Origin of the sequence: Kribbella sp. NPDC004875, assembly GCF_042873375.1 — a bacterium.
Classification (GTDB): Bacteria; Actinomycetota; Actinomycetes; order Propionibacteriales; family Kribbellaceae; genus Kribbella.
The window spans coordinates 753,416-772,060 of record NZ_JBIALI010000001.1 but is presented as its reverse complement, the minus strand read 5'-3'; the positions used below and the strand labels follow the sequence as shown (position 1 = coordinate 772,060).

At 69.6% G+C, this 18,645-nt stretch carries 18 protein-coding genes and 1 riboswitch; of the genes, 13 read left to right on the top strand and 5 right to left on the bottom strand.

Features of this window, described 5'->3' with window-relative positions; all coding sequences use genetic code 11:
• The first annotated feature begins 34 nt into the window (after window positions 1-34).
• From ACFYRH_RS03580 to ACFYRH_RS03570, 3 genes are all read left to right on the top strand, one after another.
• A complete protein-coding gene (locus ACFYRH_RS03580; RefSeq protein ID WP_387767469.1) occupies window positions 35-1,030 on the top strand; it encodes a sugar phosphate isomerase/epimerase family protein in 996 nt (331 codons plus the stop codon).
• Entirely contained in the window at window positions 1,027-1,905 is an 879-nt protein-coding gene (locus tag ACFYRH_RS03575) for a transketolase (RefSeq protein ID WP_387767466.1), read from the top strand. Before ACFYRH_RS03580 ends, ACFYRH_RS03575 begins: the two co-directional genes overlap by 4 nt.
• Before the next feature lie 118 nt (window positions 1,906-2,023).
• On the top strand, window positions 2,024-2,992 hold the full coding sequence (locus ACFYRH_RS03570) for a transketolase family protein (protein WP_387767463.1): 969 nt from the start codon (window positions 2,024-2,026) through the stop codon (window positions 2,990-2,992).
• Here the strand turns inward: ACFYRH_RS03570 and ribB are convergent.
• Window positions 2,976-3,590 carry a 3,4-dihydroxy-2-butanone-4-phosphate synthase gene (gene ribB, locus ACFYRH_RS03565; RefSeq protein WP_387767460.1) on the bottom strand — a complete coding sequence of 205 codons (615 nt, stop codon included), beginning with the start codon at window positions 3,588-3,590 and terminating at the stop codon, window positions 2,976-2,978. The two genes, ACFYRH_RS03570 and ribB, sit on opposite strands and share 17 nt — an antisense overlap.
• Before the next feature lie 85 nt (window positions 3,591-3,675).
• Window positions 3,676-3,809: riboswitch (FMN riboswitch) on the bottom strand.
• A 47-nt stretch (window positions 3,810-3,856) separates the two neighbouring features.
• Here ribB and ACFYRH_RS03560 point away from each other — a divergent pair.
• Genes ACFYRH_RS03560 through ACFYRH_RS03550 form a run of 3 tightly spaced genes read left to right on the top strand, consistent with a single transcriptional unit; the run spans window position 3,857 to window position 7,669 of the window.
• Window positions 3,857-5,311: a DUF4038 domain-containing protein gene (locus tag ACFYRH_RS03560; RefSeq protein WP_387767458.1), complete on the top strand. Its 1,455-nt coding sequence runs from the start codon at window positions 3,857-3,859 to the stop codon at window positions 5,309-5,311.
• A 33-nt stretch (window positions 5,312-5,344) separates the two neighbouring features.
• Window positions 5,345-6,319, top strand: a complete 975-nt coding sequence (locus ACFYRH_RS03555) for a sugar-binding transcriptional regulator (RefSeq protein ID WP_387767455.1) — start codon at window positions 5,345-5,347, stop codon at window positions 6,317-6,319.
• Window positions 6,320-7,669 (top strand): threonine/serine exporter ThrE family protein, encoded by a 1,350-nt coding sequence (locus ACFYRH_RS03550; protein ID WP_387767452.1) that lies wholly within the window; start codon window positions 6,320-6,322, stop codon window positions 7,667-7,669. It begins immediately after the preceding gene.
• Here ACFYRH_RS03550 and ACFYRH_RS03545 read toward each other — a convergent pair.
• Window positions 7,666-9,234: an RICIN domain-containing protein gene (locus ACFYRH_RS03545; RefSeq protein WP_387767449.1), complete on the bottom strand. Its 1,569-nt coding sequence runs from the start codon at window positions 9,232-9,234 to the stop codon at window positions 7,666-7,668. The genes ACFYRH_RS03550 and ACFYRH_RS03545 overlap by 4 nt on opposite strands.
• Window positions 9,231-10,757 carry a DUF4185 domain-containing protein gene (locus ACFYRH_RS03540; RefSeq protein ID WP_387767446.1) on the bottom strand — a complete coding sequence of 509 codons (1,527 nt, stop codon included), beginning with the start codon at window positions 10,755-10,757 and terminating at the stop codon, window positions 9,231-9,233. Before ACFYRH_RS03540 ends, ACFYRH_RS03545 begins: the two co-directional genes overlap by 4 nt.
• Before the next feature lie 148 nt (window positions 10,758-10,905).
• Here ACFYRH_RS03540 and ACFYRH_RS03535 point away from each other — a divergent pair, with 148 nt between their 5' ends.
• From ACFYRH_RS03535 to ACFYRH_RS03510, 6 genes are all read left to right on the top strand, one after another.
• The gene (locus tag ACFYRH_RS03535; RefSeq protein WP_387767443.1) at window positions 10,906-11,499 is read left to right on the top strand and encodes a TetR/AcrR family transcriptional regulator; all 594 of its coding nucleotides are present in this window, start codon (window positions 10,906-10,908) and stop codon (window positions 11,497-11,499) included.
• Window positions 11,496-12,131, top strand: a complete 636-nt coding sequence (locus ACFYRH_RS03530) for a VC0807 family protein (RefSeq protein WP_387767440.1) — start codon at window positions 11,496-11,498, stop codon at window positions 12,129-12,131. The genes ACFYRH_RS03535 and ACFYRH_RS03530 overlap by 4 nt, the downstream gene beginning before the upstream one ends.
• A complete protein-coding gene (locus ACFYRH_RS03525; protein WP_387767438.1) occupies window positions 12,128-13,510 on the top strand; it encodes an FAD-dependent monooxygenase in 1,383 nt (460 codons plus the stop codon). Before ACFYRH_RS03530 ends, ACFYRH_RS03525 begins: the two co-directional genes overlap by 4 nt.
• Window positions 13,511-13,582: 72 nt before the next feature.
• Window positions 13,583-13,981 carry a cyclic nucleotide-binding domain-containing protein gene (locus ACFYRH_RS03520; protein ID WP_387767435.1) on the top strand — a complete coding sequence of 133 codons (399 nt, stop codon included), beginning with the start codon at window positions 13,583-13,585 and terminating at the stop codon, window positions 13,979-13,981.
• 48 nt (window positions 13,982-14,029) lie between these two features.
• Complete coding sequence (locus tag ACFYRH_RS03515) at window positions 14,030-15,037, top strand: adenylate/guanylate cyclase domain-containing protein (protein ID WP_387767432.1); 1,008 nt, start codon at window positions 14,030-14,032, stop codon at window positions 15,035-15,037.
• Window positions 15,038-15,273: 236 nt separating this feature from the next.
• The gene (locus tag ACFYRH_RS03510) at window positions 15,274-15,990 is read left to right on the top strand and encodes a GNAT family N-acetyltransferase (protein ID WP_387767429.1); all 717 of its coding nucleotides are present in this window, start codon (window positions 15,274-15,276) and stop codon (window positions 15,988-15,990) included.
• A 4-nt stretch (window positions 15,991-15,994) separates the two neighbouring features.
• Here the strand turns inward: ACFYRH_RS03510 and ACFYRH_RS03505 are convergent, their stop codons facing one another.
• Window positions 15,995-17,245 (bottom strand): DUF1700 domain-containing protein, encoded by a 1,251-nt coding sequence (locus tag ACFYRH_RS03505; RefSeq protein WP_387767426.1) that lies wholly within the window; start codon window positions 17,243-17,245, stop codon window positions 15,995-15,997.
• On the bottom strand, window positions 17,242-17,568 hold the full coding sequence (locus ACFYRH_RS03500; RefSeq protein ID WP_387767423.1) for a PadR family transcriptional regulator: 327 nt from the start codon (window positions 17,566-17,568) through the stop codon (window positions 17,242-17,244). The genes ACFYRH_RS03505 and ACFYRH_RS03500 overlap by 4 nt, the downstream gene beginning before the upstream one ends.
• A 141-nt stretch (window positions 17,569-17,709) precedes the next feature.
• Here ACFYRH_RS03500 and ACFYRH_RS03495 point away from each other — a divergent pair, with 141 nt between their 5' ends.
• Window positions 17,710-18,636, top strand: a complete 927-nt coding sequence (locus tag ACFYRH_RS03495; RefSeq protein WP_387767420.1) for a helix-turn-helix domain-containing protein — start codon at window positions 17,710-17,712, stop codon at window positions 18,634-18,636.
• Window positions 18,637-18,645 lie beyond the last annotated feature (9 nt).

Below are 18,645 nucleotides of genomic sequence, written 5' to 3'. Positions count from 1 at the left end.
TCCTCACCGCCCCACACCAAGGAGATAGGAAACCATGACTGACCTACCGGTCTTCGGCGCGGGAATCTGGCACTTCGCGACGTACAAGGACCGCTACGCCACCGACGGGTACGGCGAGCCCGTCGGCCTGCTCGAGCAGATCGACCGCGCCGGCGCGGTCGGCGACCTCTCGGTCGTCGACCTGAACTGGCCGTTCGCCGGGTACGACGGGACGCTCGACGAGGTGAAGGCCGCGCTGCAGCGGAACAACCTGAAGGCGATCGCGATCACACCGGAGATCTACACCCGCGACTTCGTCAAGGGTTCGCTCACCAACCCGGACCCGGCCAAGCGCAAGCAGGCGCTGGAACTGTTGCACCAGGCAACCGAGCTGGCCAAGGACCTGGGCTGCTCGTACGTCAAGCTGTGGCCGGGACAGGACGGCTGGGACTACCCGTTCCAGGTCGACTACCACGACATCTGGAACCTGGCGCTGGACGGACTCAAGGAGCTGGTGTCCGCGCATCCGGACATCAACTTCGTGATCGAGTACAAGCCGCGCGAGCCGCGGGTCAAGATCATCTTCCCGAACGTCGCCCGGACCCTGCTCGGGATCGAGAAGATCGGCCTGCCGAACCTGGGCATCCTGCTCGACTTCGGGCATTCGCTGTACGGCCAGGAGACGCCCGCCGACGCGGCGCAGCTGGCGATCGACTACGGCCGGCTGTTCGCGATCGACGTGAACGACAACCTGCGCGGCTGGGACGACGACATGGTGGTCGGGTCGGTGCACCTGGTCGAGACGTTCGAGTTCTTCCACACGCTGCGGAAGAACAACTGGGAAGGTGTCTGGCAGCTGGACCAGTTCCCGTTCCGCGAGGACAGCGTGCAGGCCGCGAAGCAGGCGATCACCTTCCTGAAGGCGGTGCACCACGCACTCGACGTACTGGACGAGGACGCGCTCGCGGCCGCGCAGGCGTCGCACGACGCCCTCGCCGCGCAGAAGCTGGTGCAGAAGGTGCTTCTGAGTTCGATGGCGGAGATCGTATGACGCTGACGGCCGAGCACGCGACGCTGCCCGTCCTCGGACGGCTGCCGGTGCACAGCAGCCGCGCCGAGCAGGTCGCGCACGTCGCCGAGGCGGCCAAGCAGATTCGGATCCAGGATCTGAAGCTGGTGCACCACGCCGGCGCCGGGCACATCGGTGGTGACTTCTCCGCGATCGACATCCTGGCGACCCTGTACGGCGCGGTGCTCGACATCACGCCGGAGACGGTGAACGACCCCGAGCGGGACCGGTTCATCCTCAGCAAGGGGCATGTTGCCGGAGCGCTGTACACCACGCTGGCCGCCTTCGGGTTCCTGCCGGTCGAGGAGCTCGCCACGTTCCTCAAACCGCTGTCCGCGCTGAACGGGCACCCGAACCGCAACAAGGTCGCGGGCGTCGAGGCGAACACCGGTCCGCTCGGTCACGGGCTGCCGGTCGCGGTCGGGCACGCTCTGTCCGCCAAGCTCGACGTCTCGCTGCGCCGTACCTATGTGCTCGTCGGGGACGGTGAGCTGCAGGAGGGTTCGAACTGGGAGGCGATGATGGCGGCCTCGCAGTACCAGCTGGACCGGCTGACGGTGATCGTCGACCGGAACCGGCTGCAGCAGGGCGCGACCACCAAGGAGACCAACGATCTCGACCCGCTGCCGGAGAAGGCGGCCGCGTTCGGGTTCGCGGTCGTCGAGGTGAACGGTCACGACCACGGCGAACTGCTCGACGTGCTGTCGGCCGTACCGTTCCGGCCCGGCAAGCCGACGTTCGTGATCGCGCACACGCACAAGGGCCACCCGATCTCGTTCATGAGCAACAACGTCGCGTGGCACCACCGGGTGCCGGACGCGTCCGAGTACCAGCAAGCCCTGAAGGAGCTGGCATGACAGTGCTCTTGGCCGGGCCTTCGGCGCCGGCGTGGTCATGGGGCTGTGACTCCCGGCCTTCCCTCGTCACTCCAGTCGCTTCGCTCCCTCCGTTCCTCAGTCCAGGCCGGGAGGCCCCATGACCCTCGTGCACACTCCGTCAATCGCCGACCAGCCGCGGTACGACTGCCGGGACGCGTACGTCGAGACGCTGGCCGAGCTCGCGGAGGCCGATCACCGGATCGTTGGTGTAGTCAACGACTCGGTCGGGTCGAGCAAGTTGAACAGCTTCCGGAAGGCGTTCCCGGACCGGCTGATCAACGTCGGGATCGCCGAGCAGGACATGGTCGGCGTCGCGTCCGGGCTGGCCAACGGCGGCCGGATCCCGTTCGTGTCGGCGGCGTCCTGCTTCCTCACCGGCCGGGCGCTCGAGCAGATCAAGGCCGACGTCGCGTACTCGAACACCAACGTGAAGCTCTGCGGCATGAGCCCGGGTGTCGCGTACGGCGAACTCGGGCCGACGCACCACTCGATCGAGGACATCGCCTGGCTGCGGGCGATCGCGGGAATCCGGATCATCGTGCCGGCCGACCCGATCGAGACCGCGGCGGCGCTGCGCTGGGCGGCCGCGACGGACGGACCGGTGTTCATCCGGGTCAGCCGGATGAGCGTGCCGAAGGTCTACTCCGACGACTACGAGTTCCACCTCGGCAAGGCGATCACGGTCCGCGAGGGCGCCGACGTGACCGTGATCAGCAACGGGACGGTCCTGTGGCGCGCCCTCGCCGCCGCCGAACGGCTCGCCGCGGAAGGGATCTCGGCGCGCGTGCTGTCGATGCCGACGGTGCAGCCGCTCGACACCGACGCCGTGGTCGCGGCCGCGCGGGAGACCGCCGGCATCGTGACCGCGGAGGAGGCGGTGCGCGGCGGCGGTCTCGGCGGTGCGGTCGCCGAGACCGTCGTACAGCACCATCCGGCCCGGGTGTCGATCCTCGGTATTCCCGAGTTCGCGCCCACGGGGTCGGCCGGATACCTGCTGGACCGCTACGGACTGTCCCCCGAGGGCATCGCCGACGCTGCCCGCGAGCTCGTCAGCTCAGGTAGCTGACGAGGTCCGCGATCGAGATCATCGCGAAGCCATGAGCGTCGGCGAACGTGCGCAGGTCCGCACCGGTCATCAGCGTGCCGTCGTCGTTCATCAGCTCGCCGATCACGCCGACCGGCGGCAGTCCGGCCAGCCGGACGAGTTCGACAGTGGCCTCGGTGTGACCGGGCCGCTGCCGGACTCCACCGTCGACGGCGCGCAGCGGCAGGATGTGACCGGGCCGGATCAGGTCCGTGGGCCGGGCCGAGGGATCGGCCAGCACCCGGACGGTCCGCGCCCGGTCCGCGGCGGAGATGCCGGTCCCGACGCCGGTCGCCGCGTCCACCGAGACGGTGTACGCCGTCCGCAGGCTGTCCTGGTTGTCGGGGACCATCAGCGGCAGCCGCAGCTGGTCCAGGACCTCCGGTGCGGCCGGCGCGCAGACGTACCCGCTGGTGTGGCGGACGAGCAGGGCCATCAGTTCGGGGGTGGCGAGGCTCGCGGCGAAGGTCAGGTCGCCTTCGTTCTCGCGGTCCTCGTCGTCGACGACCACGACGGGACGTCCGGTCGCGATCTCGGCGACGGCGCGTCGGATGGTGTCCAGGCTGGTGATGGTGTTCACGATCGTTGTCCTCTCGGCTGTGAAATCACCAGCACTCCGGGGCAACGACAAACCTCACGCGCCTGTTTCCAGGGGCGTGCGGTTGCCACGTGCGTCTTCCCATCCGGACTTTCACCGTCGGTCCTGGAGTTCCACCAGGTCAACCGCTTCTTCTTGCGAAGTCACGGGTCGCGGACTGTCACCGCCGGCTCGGAATTTCACCGACCCCAGAGCACGTGTGTTCTTCTCCATCTCAGCTTAACGGCAACCAGCGACCCGGGAGTGTCATGTCCATCTCATCCGTCTGGCGGGAGATCGAGCTGTCCGCGACGACCGACTGGGTCGAGTTCACCCACGAGAGCGGTCTCGTGCTGCGGCGCCCGACGTTCGCCGATGGTGGCGAGGACTCGAAGGTCCGCTTCGCCGCGCCACTACCCGGCCGGTGGACCTGGCCGGGTGGTGAGCTGCAGGTCGCGGACGGTCCGGCTGACGAATCCAACCCCTTCTACCGGCACGGGTTCTGGCGGATGTCACCCGGCCGCCGCAGCCTGGTGCACGCGGACGGCACACCCGCGGTGCTGGTGGCCGACACCGCCTGGGCGCTGCCGTGGCGTGCCACGCCCGACCAGGTGCGTGAGTACGCCGCCGACCGTCAGGCCAAGGGCTTCAACGCGGTCCTGCTGATGTCGGTGCAGCCCGACATGCGCGCCGTCGGTCCCCGCGACCGGACGCAGGACGAGGGCTTCGGCGTGGCCTTCGAGGACCTGCCGGACGGCCACCTCAACCAGATGAACATCGAGTACTTCCGGTACCTCGACGTACTGCTCCGGATCCTCGTCGACCACGGCATCGTCCCGGTTCTCCAGCCGGTCTTCCACGGCTTCGGCTGGAAGGGCCTGGACGTGGCCGGCACGGTTGTCCCTCCCGACGAGTACGCCGCCTACTGCCGCTACCTCGTCGCGCGGTACGGCGCTCAGCCCGCGATCTACCTGGTCGGAGCCGACGGCACGGGCACCGAGCCACAGATCGCAGCGGGTGGAGCGGAGGTCCAGGCGGCGGACTGCTACGAGCAGCCGACGGGCATCCACTACCGGCCGCACATCCGGCCGGCGGCTCACCAGGACGCGGACTGGCTCGACTTCCAGTGGTGCCAGACCGGGCACACCGGCGAGCACGTGCCCGAGCGGGTCGCGGACATGTGGCGCAACCAGCCCGTGAAGGCGGTCGCGAACGGCGAACCGACGTACGAGCACACCGGCCGGACCGGGGTGGCGGAGGGCTGGTGGCAGGGGCACGAGGCGTGGAGCAACCTGTGCGCGGGCGGGACGATGGGGGTCGTCTACGGCGCGGGCAGTCTGTGGCAGTGGCGCCTGCACGCGGATGAGCCGGGGCACTCGGAGTTCTTCCTCGCGCCGGGCGCGGGCTGGCGCGAGGCGGTCGGCTTCGAGGGATCCACGTACGTCGGACTGCTCGGGAAGATCCTCGCCGGTCTGCCGACCACCGACATGGTTCCGGACTGGACCCGGGTGATCTCCGGCCGCGCGCTGCGCGGGGCGAACGGGATGCTGATCGTGTACCGCGACACCGGCGGGCCGGTGATGGTCTTCGACGACAGCGTCCCGCTGAGCTACACGATCGTCGACCCGCGGAACGGCTCGGTGGTCGCGAGCGGCGTACGGGACACGCCGGGCAGTCCGCTGCCTGACGCGGGTGGCGCGCCGCGGGTCTACATCTGCCTATAGTCCAGTCTGATCGTTCTCGTGAAGGGGGAGCCGGTGAACAGCAACCGCGCGGTGCGCCAGCCCGGGCTGGACGAGCTGCGGCTGCTCGCGAAGGTGGCCCGGATGTACCACGAGAAGGGTATCCGGCAGCCGCAGATCGCCGCCGAGCTGAACCTGTCCCAGGCCCGGGTCTCCCGGATGCTCAAGCAGGCCGTCGAGGTCGGCATCGTGCACACCGTGGTGACCATGCCGAGCGGTGTGCACAGCGATCTCGAGGACGAACTGCAGGGCAAGTACGGGTTGCGCGACGCGGTGGTCGTCGACACCGCCGGGATCGGTGACGAGGTGCTGCCGGCGCTCGGTTCGGGCGCGGCGGCGTACCTGGACATGACGCTCACCGGCGGGCACGTGATCGGGATCTCGTCCTGGAGCGAGACGCTGATCAGCGCCGTCGACCGGATGCCGCGCAAGAGCGTGCCGGTGGTCGACAAGGTGGTCCAGATCGTCGGCGGTCTGGGTGACGCCGCGGTGCAGATGCAGGCCACCCGGCTGACCGCGCGGTTCGCCGAGTTGACCGGCGGAATGCCGGTCTACCTGCCCGCGCCCGGTCTGGTCGGGACGCCGGGTGTCCGGCGGGCAATGATGAACGACGTGTCCGTTCGCGACGTTCTGGGCACCTGGGGACAACTCACCGACGCCCTGGTCGGGATCGGCAGCCTGGAGCCCTCGCCGCTGCTGCAGCGCAGTGGGAACGCGGTCGCGGAGGCGGACCAGGACGAACTGCGCCGGCTCGGTGCCGTCGGGGACGTGTGTTTCCGGTTCTTCGACGAAGAGGGAAAGCTAGTGCGCTCGACGTTCGACCAGCGGGTCATCGGGGTGACCGCGAAGGAACTGCTGGCGGTGCCGCGCCGGATCGGGGTCGCCGGCGGCGACCGCAAACACTCCGCGATCCGCGCCGCGCTGCTCGGCGGCTGGGTGAACATCCTGATCACCGACCTGGCGATGGCCCATCGCCTGCTCGAAGAGTAGATGGAGCCTGACGAGCAGCGGGAGGTCTACGCCACCATCGACCTGGCGTTGCGGGTCGGTGAGGTGCTGCTGTCCAGCGGCGCCGGTACGGCGGACGCGACCGCGACGATCCTCGGTGTCACCGCGGCCGGCGGACTGCGCGGCTGCGAGGTCGACATCACCTTCACCTCGATGGCGGTCTCGTACCAGGAGGCGCCGGACGTTGCGCCCGAGACCCACATCCGCCTGGTCCGGTACCGCTCGCAGGACTTCTCCCGGCTGACCGACGTCGACCGCCTGGTACGCCGGTTCGCCCGCGGTGACGTGACGCGTGACGAGGCATCCCGCGAGCTGGCCCGGCTGACGTCCGCGGGCCCGCCGTACCCGCGGTGGAGTGCGGTGCTCGCCTGGGGCGTGATGGCCGGTGGCGCGACGCTGCTGCTCGGCGGCGGCTGGCTGATCACGGCGGTGGCGGTCGTCACCGCGGTCGTGATCGACCTGAACAACCGCTGGTTCAACCGGCAGCGGCTGCCCGCGTTCTATCAGCAGGTCGCGGGCGCCTTCGTGGCCACCGCCGTCGCGCTCGTCCTGTACGCCGTCCACGCGCCGGTGAAACCGTCACTCGTCGTTGCGGCCGGCATCATCATGCTGCTGGCCGGGATCGCCCTCACCGGTGCCGTCCAGGACGCGATCACCGGGTACTACGTGACGGCCGCGGCCCGGACGCTCGAGGCGATGCTGCTCACCGGCGGGATCATCGCCGGCGTCTCGCTCGGTCTCGCGATCGGACTGAAGCTCGGGCTGAACGTCGGCATCGAGGCGCAGACGGTCCAGTTGTCGAACCTCCCGATCATGGTCGGCTCCGGCGCGGTGATGGCGGTGGCGTTCGCGTATGCGTCGTACGCGCCGCTGCGGGCGCTGCTGCCGGTCGCCGTCCTTGGTGCGCTGGGCTCGCTGGTCTTCACGATGATGAACCGCGCCGACTTCGGACCGGCCTGGTCCACCGCGGCGGCGGCGTTCGTGGTCGGCATCGGCAGCTACTCGCTCGGCCGCCGGACCGGCGTCCCGCCGCTGATCGTGGTGGTCTCCGGTTCGATCCCGCTGCTACCCGGGCTGACCATCTACCGCGGGCTCTACGAACTGATGAGCCGCGGCAACATCTTCGGCATCGTCAGCCTCGCCACCGCCTTGTCGATCGCGATCGCGATCGCCTCCGGCCTGATCCTCGGTGAGTACGTCGCCCAGCCGATCCGCCGCGAGGCCCGCCGCCTCGAGGACCGGCTCGCCGGTCCACGCCTGGTCGGACCTCGCCGGCCGGTACGCCGCCGGACCGGTCCCCGAAGGACCCGCCGGCGGCGCGGCGCCGCCTAGCGGGGCTCCAGCCGCCAGATCTGGGGTTGGAGGTTGTTGCAGGTCCAGACCTGCACGTTGGCGCCGGGAGCGGTCGAGCCGCCGGCGACGTCGAGGCAGAGGTTGCTGTTCTGGCCGACGAATGTGTAGTACCCGCGCCCGACGTTCACCGCCTTCCAGCGCTGCCAGCCGCCGTCCTGGCAGGTCCATTGCTGGACGTTCGCGCCGGGCGTGGAAGAGTTGCTCGCGACTTCCATGCAGAGCTGGCTGTTCTGACCGCGGAACCGGAAGTAGCCGTTCCCCTCGGACGTGAGCTGGAAGGCCTGCGGGCCGAGGTTGTTGCAGGTCCACTGCTGGATGTTGCCGCCCGGGTCCCGGGAGTCCGCGGAGACGTCCAGACAGTTCCCGCTCTGCGCACTGACCAAGCGGTACGTCGCATTCGTCAGGCCTGCGGCGTCCTGCGTACCTTGGGCCGACCCGGTGGCGAAGTACGTCTTGCAGACCGTGCCGTCGTAGTCGGAGGCGAGCTCGAGAACGGCGGCGCCGTCGGGTGAGACGACCATCGGCGAGCTGTAGTTCGGGCAGTAGTTGTTGTACGGGTTGTTGACCGCGACCGGCGCGGGCAGCTCGTACCAGTTGCCGTTCCCGCCCTCGGTGTTGGTGAGGATCGTGCGGCCGTTGTCGGTGGCGACGGATCCGTCGGCGTTCTGCAGGATCTGGCCGATCAGCAGCAGCTTCCCGTTCGGTGCCAGCGCGATGGTGGGGGCATGGGTGAAGTACTTGCCGTCGACGGTCTGGGCTCGGACACCGAGGTCGGACGGCGAGCCCCAGTTCCAGCCGTCGGCCGACTGGCGCGTGTGCACCGCGCAGTCGTACTGCCCGCCGAGACCGCAGATCTCGTACGACATCACGTACGTCCCGCTCGGCAGCCGCCGTACGACGGGCATGCCCGGCCGATGCCCGAACGTCGGGCTGGAGACGGTCGGCAACGGGTCCGTCCAGGTGACACCGTCGGTACTGCGGACCTCCATCAGCTTCTGGCTGTGGGCGGGATCGGTCTCGTCGGAGTAGTGACAGACGAGATGGCCGTCGGCCGAGACCGAGAACTCAGGCTCCCAGAGTCCCTTCGTGGTGGTCGTGGTCGCGCAGTTGGAAAGGTAGCTCCAGGTGCGGCCGATGTCGTTGCTCTTCCAGATCCGGAGGGACATCGGGCGCGCGTCGGCGCCGACCGACGCGGCCCAGAGGAGCGTGCCGGCCGGTAGGGCGCCGACTGCTTGCGGGAGCTCGAACAGGGTCGCGCAGCACAGGCCCTTGCCTGCCGAGGCTTGCGGGTCCGCGACGGTTCCGACCTGGGTGAAGCTGGAGCCGTTGGTGGTGCTCTCGTAGATCGCGCCGAGACCGTTGTTGCCGTTGAAGGTCACCACGCTCGCGAGTACGCGCCCGTTCGCCGTACCGCTGTGCTCGAGGCGGATCGCGCGTGGGTAGAGACCGGTGTCATCGCGCAACAGCTGACCGGTGGCGGCTTGGGCGGGCGTCGCGATCAGGGCGCTCGCGATGATCAGCAGGGCCAGTAGCAGTCGCTTCATCGGACCTCCTCCAGCATCACGTCATCGAGTTGCAGCCAAACATCCTGTCCGTGCCCGAACAACCCGCCGTACACCTGGACGAGCGATTGCTTGCCGGAATCGAAGTCGACACTGACCTGCGTGTACTGCGGATGCGCGCCGCCGGACTGTTGCGCAATCGGCTGTCCACGGAGCGTCCGGACGCCGAGCATGGTTTCGGACGTGTTGTCCGCGGTGCGGATCCAGGCGGACAGCCGATAGCGGTGGCCGGGCCGTACGGCGACGGTCTGCTGGAGCTGGTGGGTGCCGATCGAGTCGCGGACGAAGGCGTTGTTCGTGCCGCTGTGTCCGAGGTCGGTGCGGTCGATGCCGCCGGTGCCACTCAGTTGCCAGGGCGCGGACGGCGTACCGCTGGTCTGGGCCTCGAAGCCGGGGTCGCTGATCAGGTTCGTCGGCTGGGCGTCGTCGGTGAGCTTCGTGTGCATCAGGAACACGTTGTACGGGTCCCATTGCGCCATCGTGAAGTAGAGGTCCGGTCCTGACGACCACGGGTGCATGAAGGATCCGTAGAGGCCTGGGTAGTCGGTGCCTTTGACAACGATCTGCTCGCCGCTCCAGGGACCGGTGAGGTCCTTGGCCGATCGCAGCACGATCGCGGCGCGGTGCTCGTCGAGATACATCATCAGCCACTTGCCGGTGTAGGCGTTCCACTGCACCGAAACCTCGCCGACCGGACCGGCCGCGATCGGTGCGGCGGCGGTCTCCTGCGGTGACCAGGTGCGGCCGTCCCAGTACCGCCAGGCCTTCTTGTGCAGGACCTGCTGTTCCGGGACCCTCGCGAGCTGGGCGTTGCCGAAGCGGCCGTTCGGCGTACCGACCATGTAGACGTAGCCCTTGTCCTTGGCGAGCGCCGTCATCTGGAAGTTGTCGTCCCAGGCCCTGGTGTTCTGCCACCGCGCGTTCGGATCCTTCGTCCAGTTCTCTCCGTTGTCGTCGGAGTAGGCGAAGCCGGAGTAGTTCGTGAACCAACTGCCGGCCGGTCCCCAGTAGTTGACCGACATGTACTGCACGTATTGGCGTTTGCCGACCGAGATCCCCGCGGTCGGGATCACGGTGTGCTCGTCGCGGTCGATCTTCTTGCAGGGCAGGAACTCCTTGGCGTGACCGGGCCGGTCCTCGGCGGCCGAATCGAGAGCCATCCCGTCGGCCAGTGAGCGGTCGGTGCTGCGGAACAGCAGGTTGCACCGCCAGTCGATCGTCGCCTGATCGCCGGCACCACCGCCAGGACCGGTCCATCCGCTGCCGTAGCTGTCGCCGAACGCGGTGAGGATCTCGCCGGACCCGTTGTCCCACAGGATGCCGAGATCGGTCGCCTTCAGTCCGAAGCGCGTCTCGGTGTCGTTGATCGACTGCGGACCGGTGAGTTTGGCGACACGTTGCACCGGAGACGGCACGGCCGCCGCCTGGGCGGGTGCGGACCGGTCGGCGGGCACGACGGCCGTCGCGATCAAGGCAGGCAGGACGAGCAACCATCGTTTCCGCATCAGGGTCTCCTAGGGCGGTGGTCAGAGAGAGCTGCGGGAAGAAATCGATTGCCGGTCACCGTAACCGCGGCGGTCGGCGGGGGTCAACGGCGTGCGGTCGACCGGGTCGCGCTTGACAGTCTTTTACTCAGGTGAGTAACTTTTACTCATGCGGATAAAACAGGGCACCGATCGCAGTCGGAGTACGGCGGCCCGGCGGGACCAGATCGTCGCGGCGACGATCACCGTGCTCGCCGAGCGCGGCTACGCGGCCACGTCGTACGAGGCGATCTGTGAGATCGCCGGGCTGAGTAGCAAGCGGCTGATCTCGTACCACTTCACGACCAAGGACGAGCTGCTCGCGGAGGTCCTCCGCCGCATCACCGGCGATGCGGCCGACGTCATGCGCCCGGCGATCGAGGCGGCGGACGGGCCGGACGACAAGTTGGCGGCGTACATCCGGTCGAACGTCGAGTTCATCGCGGCACGGCCGGATCACGTGCGGGCGGTGCAGCAGATCGTGTTCGGGGGCGCGCACGTTCCGGCGGAGGAGTCCGACGCGGCGGTGTCGCGGTTGGTGGCGCTGTTCGAACAAGGGCAGCGGACCGGATTCTTCCGCAAGTTCGACCCGGTCCTGATGGCGGTCACGGTGCGCGCGGCGATCGACGCCGTCGCCGGCCGGCTGATCGCGGGCGCCGACCCCGAACTGTGTGCGACCGAGCTCGCCGAGACGTTCCGCCGCGCGACCAGGATCCAGCGATGACGACCGAGGTGCAGCCGAAGGCGCGGTGGGGTGCCGTGCTGGCCCCCGTGCTGATCGATCTCGTGCTGCCGTTGCTGATCTTCTACGGTCTCCGCCGCGCCGGTGTCGGAGTGGTCGGCGCAACACTGGCCGGCTCGGTGATCCCGGTCGTGCGGACCGCGTACGCCGTGATTCGCGGAAGCAAGGTCGACTGGATGGCGGTGTTCATGATCGTCGCGCTGGCGGTCGGGACGGTCGCGTCGCTGGCGATGCACAGTCCGCGGATGCTGCTCGCGAAGGACGGCGTGATCACGGCGCTGTGTGGGCTGTGGATGCTCGGGACCGTTGCCCTGGGCAAGCCTCTGTTGCTGGCGATCGGCCGCGGCATCGCGGAGGCCAAGCGCGGCAAGGGTGGCGGCGAGGTGTGGGCGCGGCGATGGGACGACGAGCCGCGGTTCCGGCACGGGATCCGGCTGATCACGATCGTCTGGGGTGTCGGGTTGGTCGCCGACGCGGTCGTGCGGGTGGTGATCGCCTATACGCTGCCGCTCGACTCCGTGCCCGGCGTCACGACCATCCAGTGGATCGTGCTGTTCGCCCTGCTCTACAGCTTCATGATGATCTACTCCCGCAAGAACGCACTCCTCGCATGAGCCGGCCGCATGACGTCCTGGTCGTCGGCGCTGGGCCGACCGGGTTGTTGCTGGCTTCGGAGCTGACCCTGGCCGGCGCGAGCGTGGTGCTCGTCGACAAGGCGAGCGAGCGGTCGGGTCAGTCGAAGGCGCTGGCGTTGCAGCCCAGGTCGATCGAGATCCTGCACTCCCGCGGACTCCTGACCGCGCTGCTCGACGACGCACCACGCCTGCCGGCCGGGCACTTCGCCGGACTGCCGGTGCCACTCGACTACACGGCGCTGGACACCAGATTCCCTTACCAGCTGGGCATTCCACAGCTGCGCATCGAACAGCACCTGGAGAATCACCTGGCCGCGCACGGGGTCGTCGTACGACGTGGTCTCAAGCTGACCGAGTTGCAGCAGAACGACGCCGGCGTCGAAGCGACGTTCGCCGACGGTACGACGATCTCGGCGGGGTGGATCGTCGGCTGTGACGGCGCGCGAAGTGCAGTACGCGCGCTGACCGGGATCGGCTTCCCGGGCCGGGACGGGCGGTTCAGCGCGGTTGTCGCGGACATCGTGATCTCCGGGGTGGATCCCGGGTGGCAGTTGCCGTCGCTGGCGCCGCGCGACGGTGCCGTGATGACGATTGTCCCGCTCGAGGACGGCGTACACCGGGCGCTCTTCACCGGCCCGGACCAACAGAACCTCCCGAAGGACCAGCCGGTCACATACCAGGAGGTCGCGTCCGCGCTGCAGTCCTGGTACGGCGAGCACGTCGTACTGCGCGAGCTTCGATACGCCTCCCGCTTCACCGATGCGGCACGGCAGGCCGACCGGTATCGAGTCGGCCGCGTGTTCGTGGCCGGCGATGCGGCGCACATCCACTCACCGACCGGCGGCCAGGGGATGAACCTCGGACTGCAGGACGCCTTCAACCTTGGTTGGAAGCTCGGCGCGGTCATCCGCGGCGACACAGACGACGACCTGCTGGACTCGTATCACGACGAGCGCCACCCGGCCGGGAGCGCCGTACTCGCGAACACCCGGGCGCAGGGCGTGCTGATGGTGCCCGACGAGGACGTCGCCTGCCTGCGCGAGACCTTCGTGGATCTACTCGGCGTACCGGAGGCGAATCGCCGCTTGGCCGGCGCGATCTCCGGCCTCGGGCTGTCCTATGCGGAGGGTGATCACCCGTTGGTCGGGCAGCGGATGCCGGACCTCGCGCTGCGCGACGGTACGACGGTGGCACGGCGGCTGCATGCCGGTCGCCACGTGCTGCTCGACGCGGCGCGCGACGGCGAGCTCCCGGCGGCGCGGATCATGGTGCGCCCGGACGGGTATGTGCAGTGGGCAACGGACGAAGGACGGAAGAATGCTGACCTCCGGGTGACCGGGGTGGCCGCGAGCCGCTAGAGTTACCGACTGGAAACATCGGCGGATCGCCGGGGTGGCCCGGCGGGCACCGTGCCGACGAGGAGGATCGACGTGGCACTGGGTAGGACGTCCCCACGGGACCTGCCGCTGTTCGCGGATCTGTCCGGACGCGACATCCGGGACATCTTCAAGGCCGGCGAGGAGGTCTCGGTACCGGCCGGGTGGTCGCTGATCCTGGAGCAGACCCCACCGGACGCGGCGTACCTGATCCTCAGCGGTACGGCGGCGGTCCGGGAGAAGGGCCAGGAGATCGCCGAGCTCGGGCCCGGTGACATCGCCGGTGAGGTCGCGGTCCGGAAGAACACGTTGCGGACGGCAACCGTGACGGCGAAGTCGCGGCTGCAGCTGCTGCACTTCACCCGGGAGAAGTTCGACGACCTGACGCGTCGGCTGCCCGCGTTCCGGGACGCGATCGACGCCACCATCGCCGAGCGTCGTGGTACGTCCTGACCCTCCGGCCCGCGGACGACAGCGCACGCGGCTGGGGGACATGTGGGCGTGAACGCGTCCGATGAACCGGCCGGCGCGCAGCCGGCCGCGGGACAGGTGGATCTGGGCGCGCTGCAGCGTGAGTTCGAGCAGACGCTGCTCGGTGGCGAGCGGAAGTTCACCCGGGTGCAGGTGTCCGAGCGGGCCGGGATCTCGATCCAGCGCGCCGAGCGGATGTGGCACGCGCTCGGGTTCGCGACGGTGCCGGACGACGAGGTGGCGTTCACCGACGACGACGTCGAGGCGTTGCGGCTGGTCGCGGCGCTCGAGGACGACGGGTTCATCGAGCCCGAGATGGAGTCCTCGCTGGCGCGGAAGCTCGGCCAGACCCAGTCCCGGCTGGCGTCGTGGCAGTCCGCGATGTTCCTGGACTTCCTCGGCGGGACCAAGCTGTCGGCGGACGAGGCGATCGAGGTCGCGGGCCTTCTGCTGCCCGCGATGGAGCGGCTGCAGACCTACGTCTGGCGCCGGCACCTCGCGGCGGCCGCCGGACGGGCGGTGGCGGGCTCGGACGAGCTCGCGCGCGGTGTGCGCGCCGTCGGGTTCGCGGACATCGTCAGCTACACGCGCCTCACGCGGCGGCTGACCGAGGCCGAGCTCGGCGAGCTGATCGAGCGGTTCGAGGGCATGGCCGCGGACGTCGTCGCGTTGAACGGCGGGCGGGTGATCAAGTCGATCGGCGACGAGGTGCTGTTCGTCACCGACACCGCCGCGCAGGGTGCCGCGGTCGCGCTGGCGCTCCAGGACGCGGTGAGCGCTGACGAGGAGCTGCCCGAGCTGCGGATCGGTCTCGCGTACGGAACGATCCTGATCCGCCTCGGCGACGTGTACGGCGAGGTCGTCAACCTGGCCGCCCGCCTGACGACCGAGTGCAAACCCGGCCGGGTGCTCGCCGACCGCGAACTCGCCGCCGCCCTCGACGGCCACCCCGCCTACGCCCTGCACCGCCTGCGCCGGGTCTCCGTCCGCGGCTACCGCCACCTCACGCCGTACGCCGTCCAACGCGCCGACCAGTAGACCACCGCCATCTCACCCCCTGCGCCGTCCAGCGCGCCGGCTGCAGGCCACCGCCACCGCGCGCGGCCGGTGGCGGACCGCCAGGCCATCACGATCGCGCTCCGAGCGCCGCACGCACGCTCAGCACCACCGTGGCTCGCGGATTGTGATGTCCTGCAGATCCGCACCGGACCTGCACCACCCAGCAAGCCCCGGTCGGTCGCTGCCGCGTCAGGGTCTGTCCTAAAGTTGAGCGTGTGCGTGAGATCGAGGCTCCGGCTCAGCTGGAGTTGGTGAGTGGTGGCGATCCGCTGATCGCCTGGGCGGCTCAGGGGTTCGGCCCCGGGGTGCGCGTGTGGAGTGCGGGCGCCGCGGTGGCGGTGGCCTCGCCGGATGTGTCGAAGCACGATCGGCTCGCGGTGGCCGGTCCGGTCGACGACGCGGCGCGGTTGACGACGAGCGTGCTGGCCGAGGTCGGGCCGTCGTACCGTCCGTTCGGGGACGAGGAGTTGATCCGCGGCCTGGCGGAGCGGGTGCCAGGGCTGGAGTTCGCCGCGACGTTCGGCTGGATGGACGCGTCCGAGCTCCCGGACGTCACCACGACGGCCGCCTGGCTGGACGGGGACGCCGGCGTCGAGGCGTTGCTCGCCGAGGCCTCGCCGTCGTCGTACGCGTGGCCCGGGCATCCCGGCGTACGTCGGTGGGCCGCGGTGACGGGCGATCGGGGTGAGCTGCTGAGTATCGCGGCGGATGCGTGGAGTGCGCCCGGGGTCGGGTTCCTGGCCGGGGTGGCGACGCATCCTGTTGCTCGCGGCAAGGGGTTGTCGCGGCAGGTGTGCGCGTTCGTGACGGCCGAGCTGATCAAGCGGCACGGCCGGGTCGCGTTGATGGTGAACGGTGACAACGCGGCCGCGATCGCCGTGTACGAGCGGCTGGGCTACAGGTACCGCCGGGTGGCGGCGGCGCACCTGTAGGCGATCACCTGGTGGGCTCGACGGTGAGCGTTACGCCGGGCTTGGTCGTCGCCGCGGTCGAGGGCCTGGTCGTCGACGGCGTGGTTGTCGAAGGCTTGGTCGTCGTCGGACCGGCGCTCGGCGTGCGAGTCGGGCTGGAGGTCGCCGGGGCCGGCGGCGGGACGAACGGGGCCTTGGTGGTGTCCTTGCAGTTCTCGGGCCCGGCGTCGCCGTTCTCGTCGGGGGTGACCACGGCGAGCGGGAACAGGTTCGTGGTCGTGCCGCGCGGGCCCTGGCCGAAGTTGGCCGCGCAGTCCTGCGGCTCGAGGGCGATCGGCTTGCCGTCCTGGTCGTACAGCCGGACCGGGACCTGCTTGCCCTGGGCATCGAACGGGTAGATGTTCGTGACCTCGACCCCGTCCAGCGTGAGGCCGCCCGACGGCGGCGGGTTGTAGCGCGAGCTCCCGCGGTAGTCGTTGTAGTTGTTCAGGAACCCGAACGACGTCCCGGCGTACGCCGCGGCCAGGAACGCCGGGACCGCGATCGCCGCGACGACGTTCAGCGGTACGACGTACCACAGCCAGCGCCGGTCCTGCTGGGTCTTCCGGCCGATCCAGATCGACACCGCCGCACCCGCGACCGACGCGACCACCGTCACCGACGCCGCGCCGAACAGCGCGAAGAACCCGCCCGCGCCGATCACGCCGCGCGCGACCCACCAGACCGGCTGGCCGATCGTCACCAGTTCGCGCCGGATGTGTGGCGGGATCTGGTCGATCCAGCCGCGGATCGCCTCCGCGCCGCGGGCCCCGCGCGGGGTGTCCAGGACGATCCGCGGGTCGTGCCCGCGCAACGCCCGTACGCCGAGGAACGCCGCGACGAACAGCACGCCGAACCCGAGCAGCCCGAAGAACGTCGTCTCGTCGCGGGACCAGGCGAAGATCCCGATCGCGATGAAGAACGGCCCGACCGTGGCGGAGACCAGTCCCCAGCGCAGCGCCTTCCAGCCCGCGTCGGGGTGGGTCTGGCCGACCGGCGCGGGACGGGGCGGGTAGCCCGCGGCGGTGCGCAACTGGTCGGCGTACTGCCGCGGGGTGCCGAGCCGCTCCTGCAGGTCGGCGACGGTCGGTTCGGTGCCGAACTCGGCCGCCACCTCGGTGAGGTGACCGCTCACGTCCTCCAGCACGTCCGCGAGCTCGCCCGGCGGCAGGTCGCTGAGCTCGGCCCGCACCTGGGCCAGATAGATCCCGACCGCTCCGGTCACGGTGCTGTTCACGCGGCCTCCTCCTCCAGCAGCACCGACATGGTGTCGGCGAAGTGATTCCAGGTTTTGGTGGATCGGGCCAGGAGTTCCTGGCCGGTCTTGTTCAGCCCGTAGTACTTCCGGTGCGGGCCTTCCTCGCTCGGTTGCACGTACGACGTCAGCGCGCCGGCCTGGAACAGTCGCCGAAGGGTGCCGTACACGGACGCGTCCGCGACGTCCTCGAGGCCCGCGGCGCGCAGCCGGCGCAGGACGTCGTACCCGTAGCCGTCGGCGTCCCGCAGCACGGCCAGCACCGCGAGATCGAGTACGCCCTTGAGCAGCTGGCTCGTGTCCATCAGACCTCCTCCGGCACCGGTCACGCTCCCGGTGTTCCGCGGCGAACACTACTACAGATTGCGGAGTACTCCGCGAACCAGGCAGAGGGTCCGCAATTTCGATCAAGTCGGAGCGGGCCGAGTGGGGGCACAGTGGTGGACATGGCGGATGTGTTCGAGAAGTTCGTGGGAGCGGTGGCGGCGGGACTGGCCGAGCCGTGCGATGCGGTGAACGGCACCGACCTCGCCGGGCGCGCGCATCTGTCCCGGTTCCACTTCGACCGGGTGATCGGGGCGGTGGCCGGTGAGTCGCCGTTCGCGTTCCGGCGGCGGGTGCTGCTGGAGCGGGCGGCGTACCGGTTGCTGGCCGAGCAGGTCGCCGTACTCGATGTGGCCGTCGAGGCCGGGTACGGGTCGAACGAGGCCTTCACGCGGGCATTCGCCAGGGCTTACGGAATGCCGCCACGGGAGTGGCGGCGGGAGGCGTCGCGGGTGTTCTTCCTCGCGGCGCCGAGTGGAGTGCATTTTCAGCCGCCGGCCGGGTTACGGCTGCCGGCCCGACGAAAGGTGAGAGGGATGGACGTACTTGTCAGGATGGTCGAGCATCACGTCTGGCTGACCGGTGAACTGATCGAACGCGGCGCCCGCCTGGACGCCGCCACCCTGGATCGCCCGATCGAACTGTCCGTCGAAGGCATCGACGACGACATCTCGATCCGGTACCTGCTCGACCGCCTGGTCTGGCAGGAGGAGATGTGGCTGGCCTCGGTCGAGGACCGCCCCTTCCAGGTCCCCGAATGCGGCCGGCAGGTCGTCACGCCGATCCCCGAACTCCGCGTCCGGCACGCCGAGGCCGGCGCCCGCTTCGTGGCCCTGGTCAACCAGTTGAACGAGGACGGCCGCTTCGACGAGAGCTTCGTCGACACCACCTGCGAACCCCCACGAGTCTTCACGTACGGCGGCATGGTCGCCCACGTCCTTACGTTCGCCGCCCACCGCCGCTCCCTCCTCGTCGGCGCCTTCCACACCGCCGGCATCACGGACCTGGCCTTCGGCGACCCCATGCACTTCGTAGCCGAAAGCAACTAACCCGCCGAG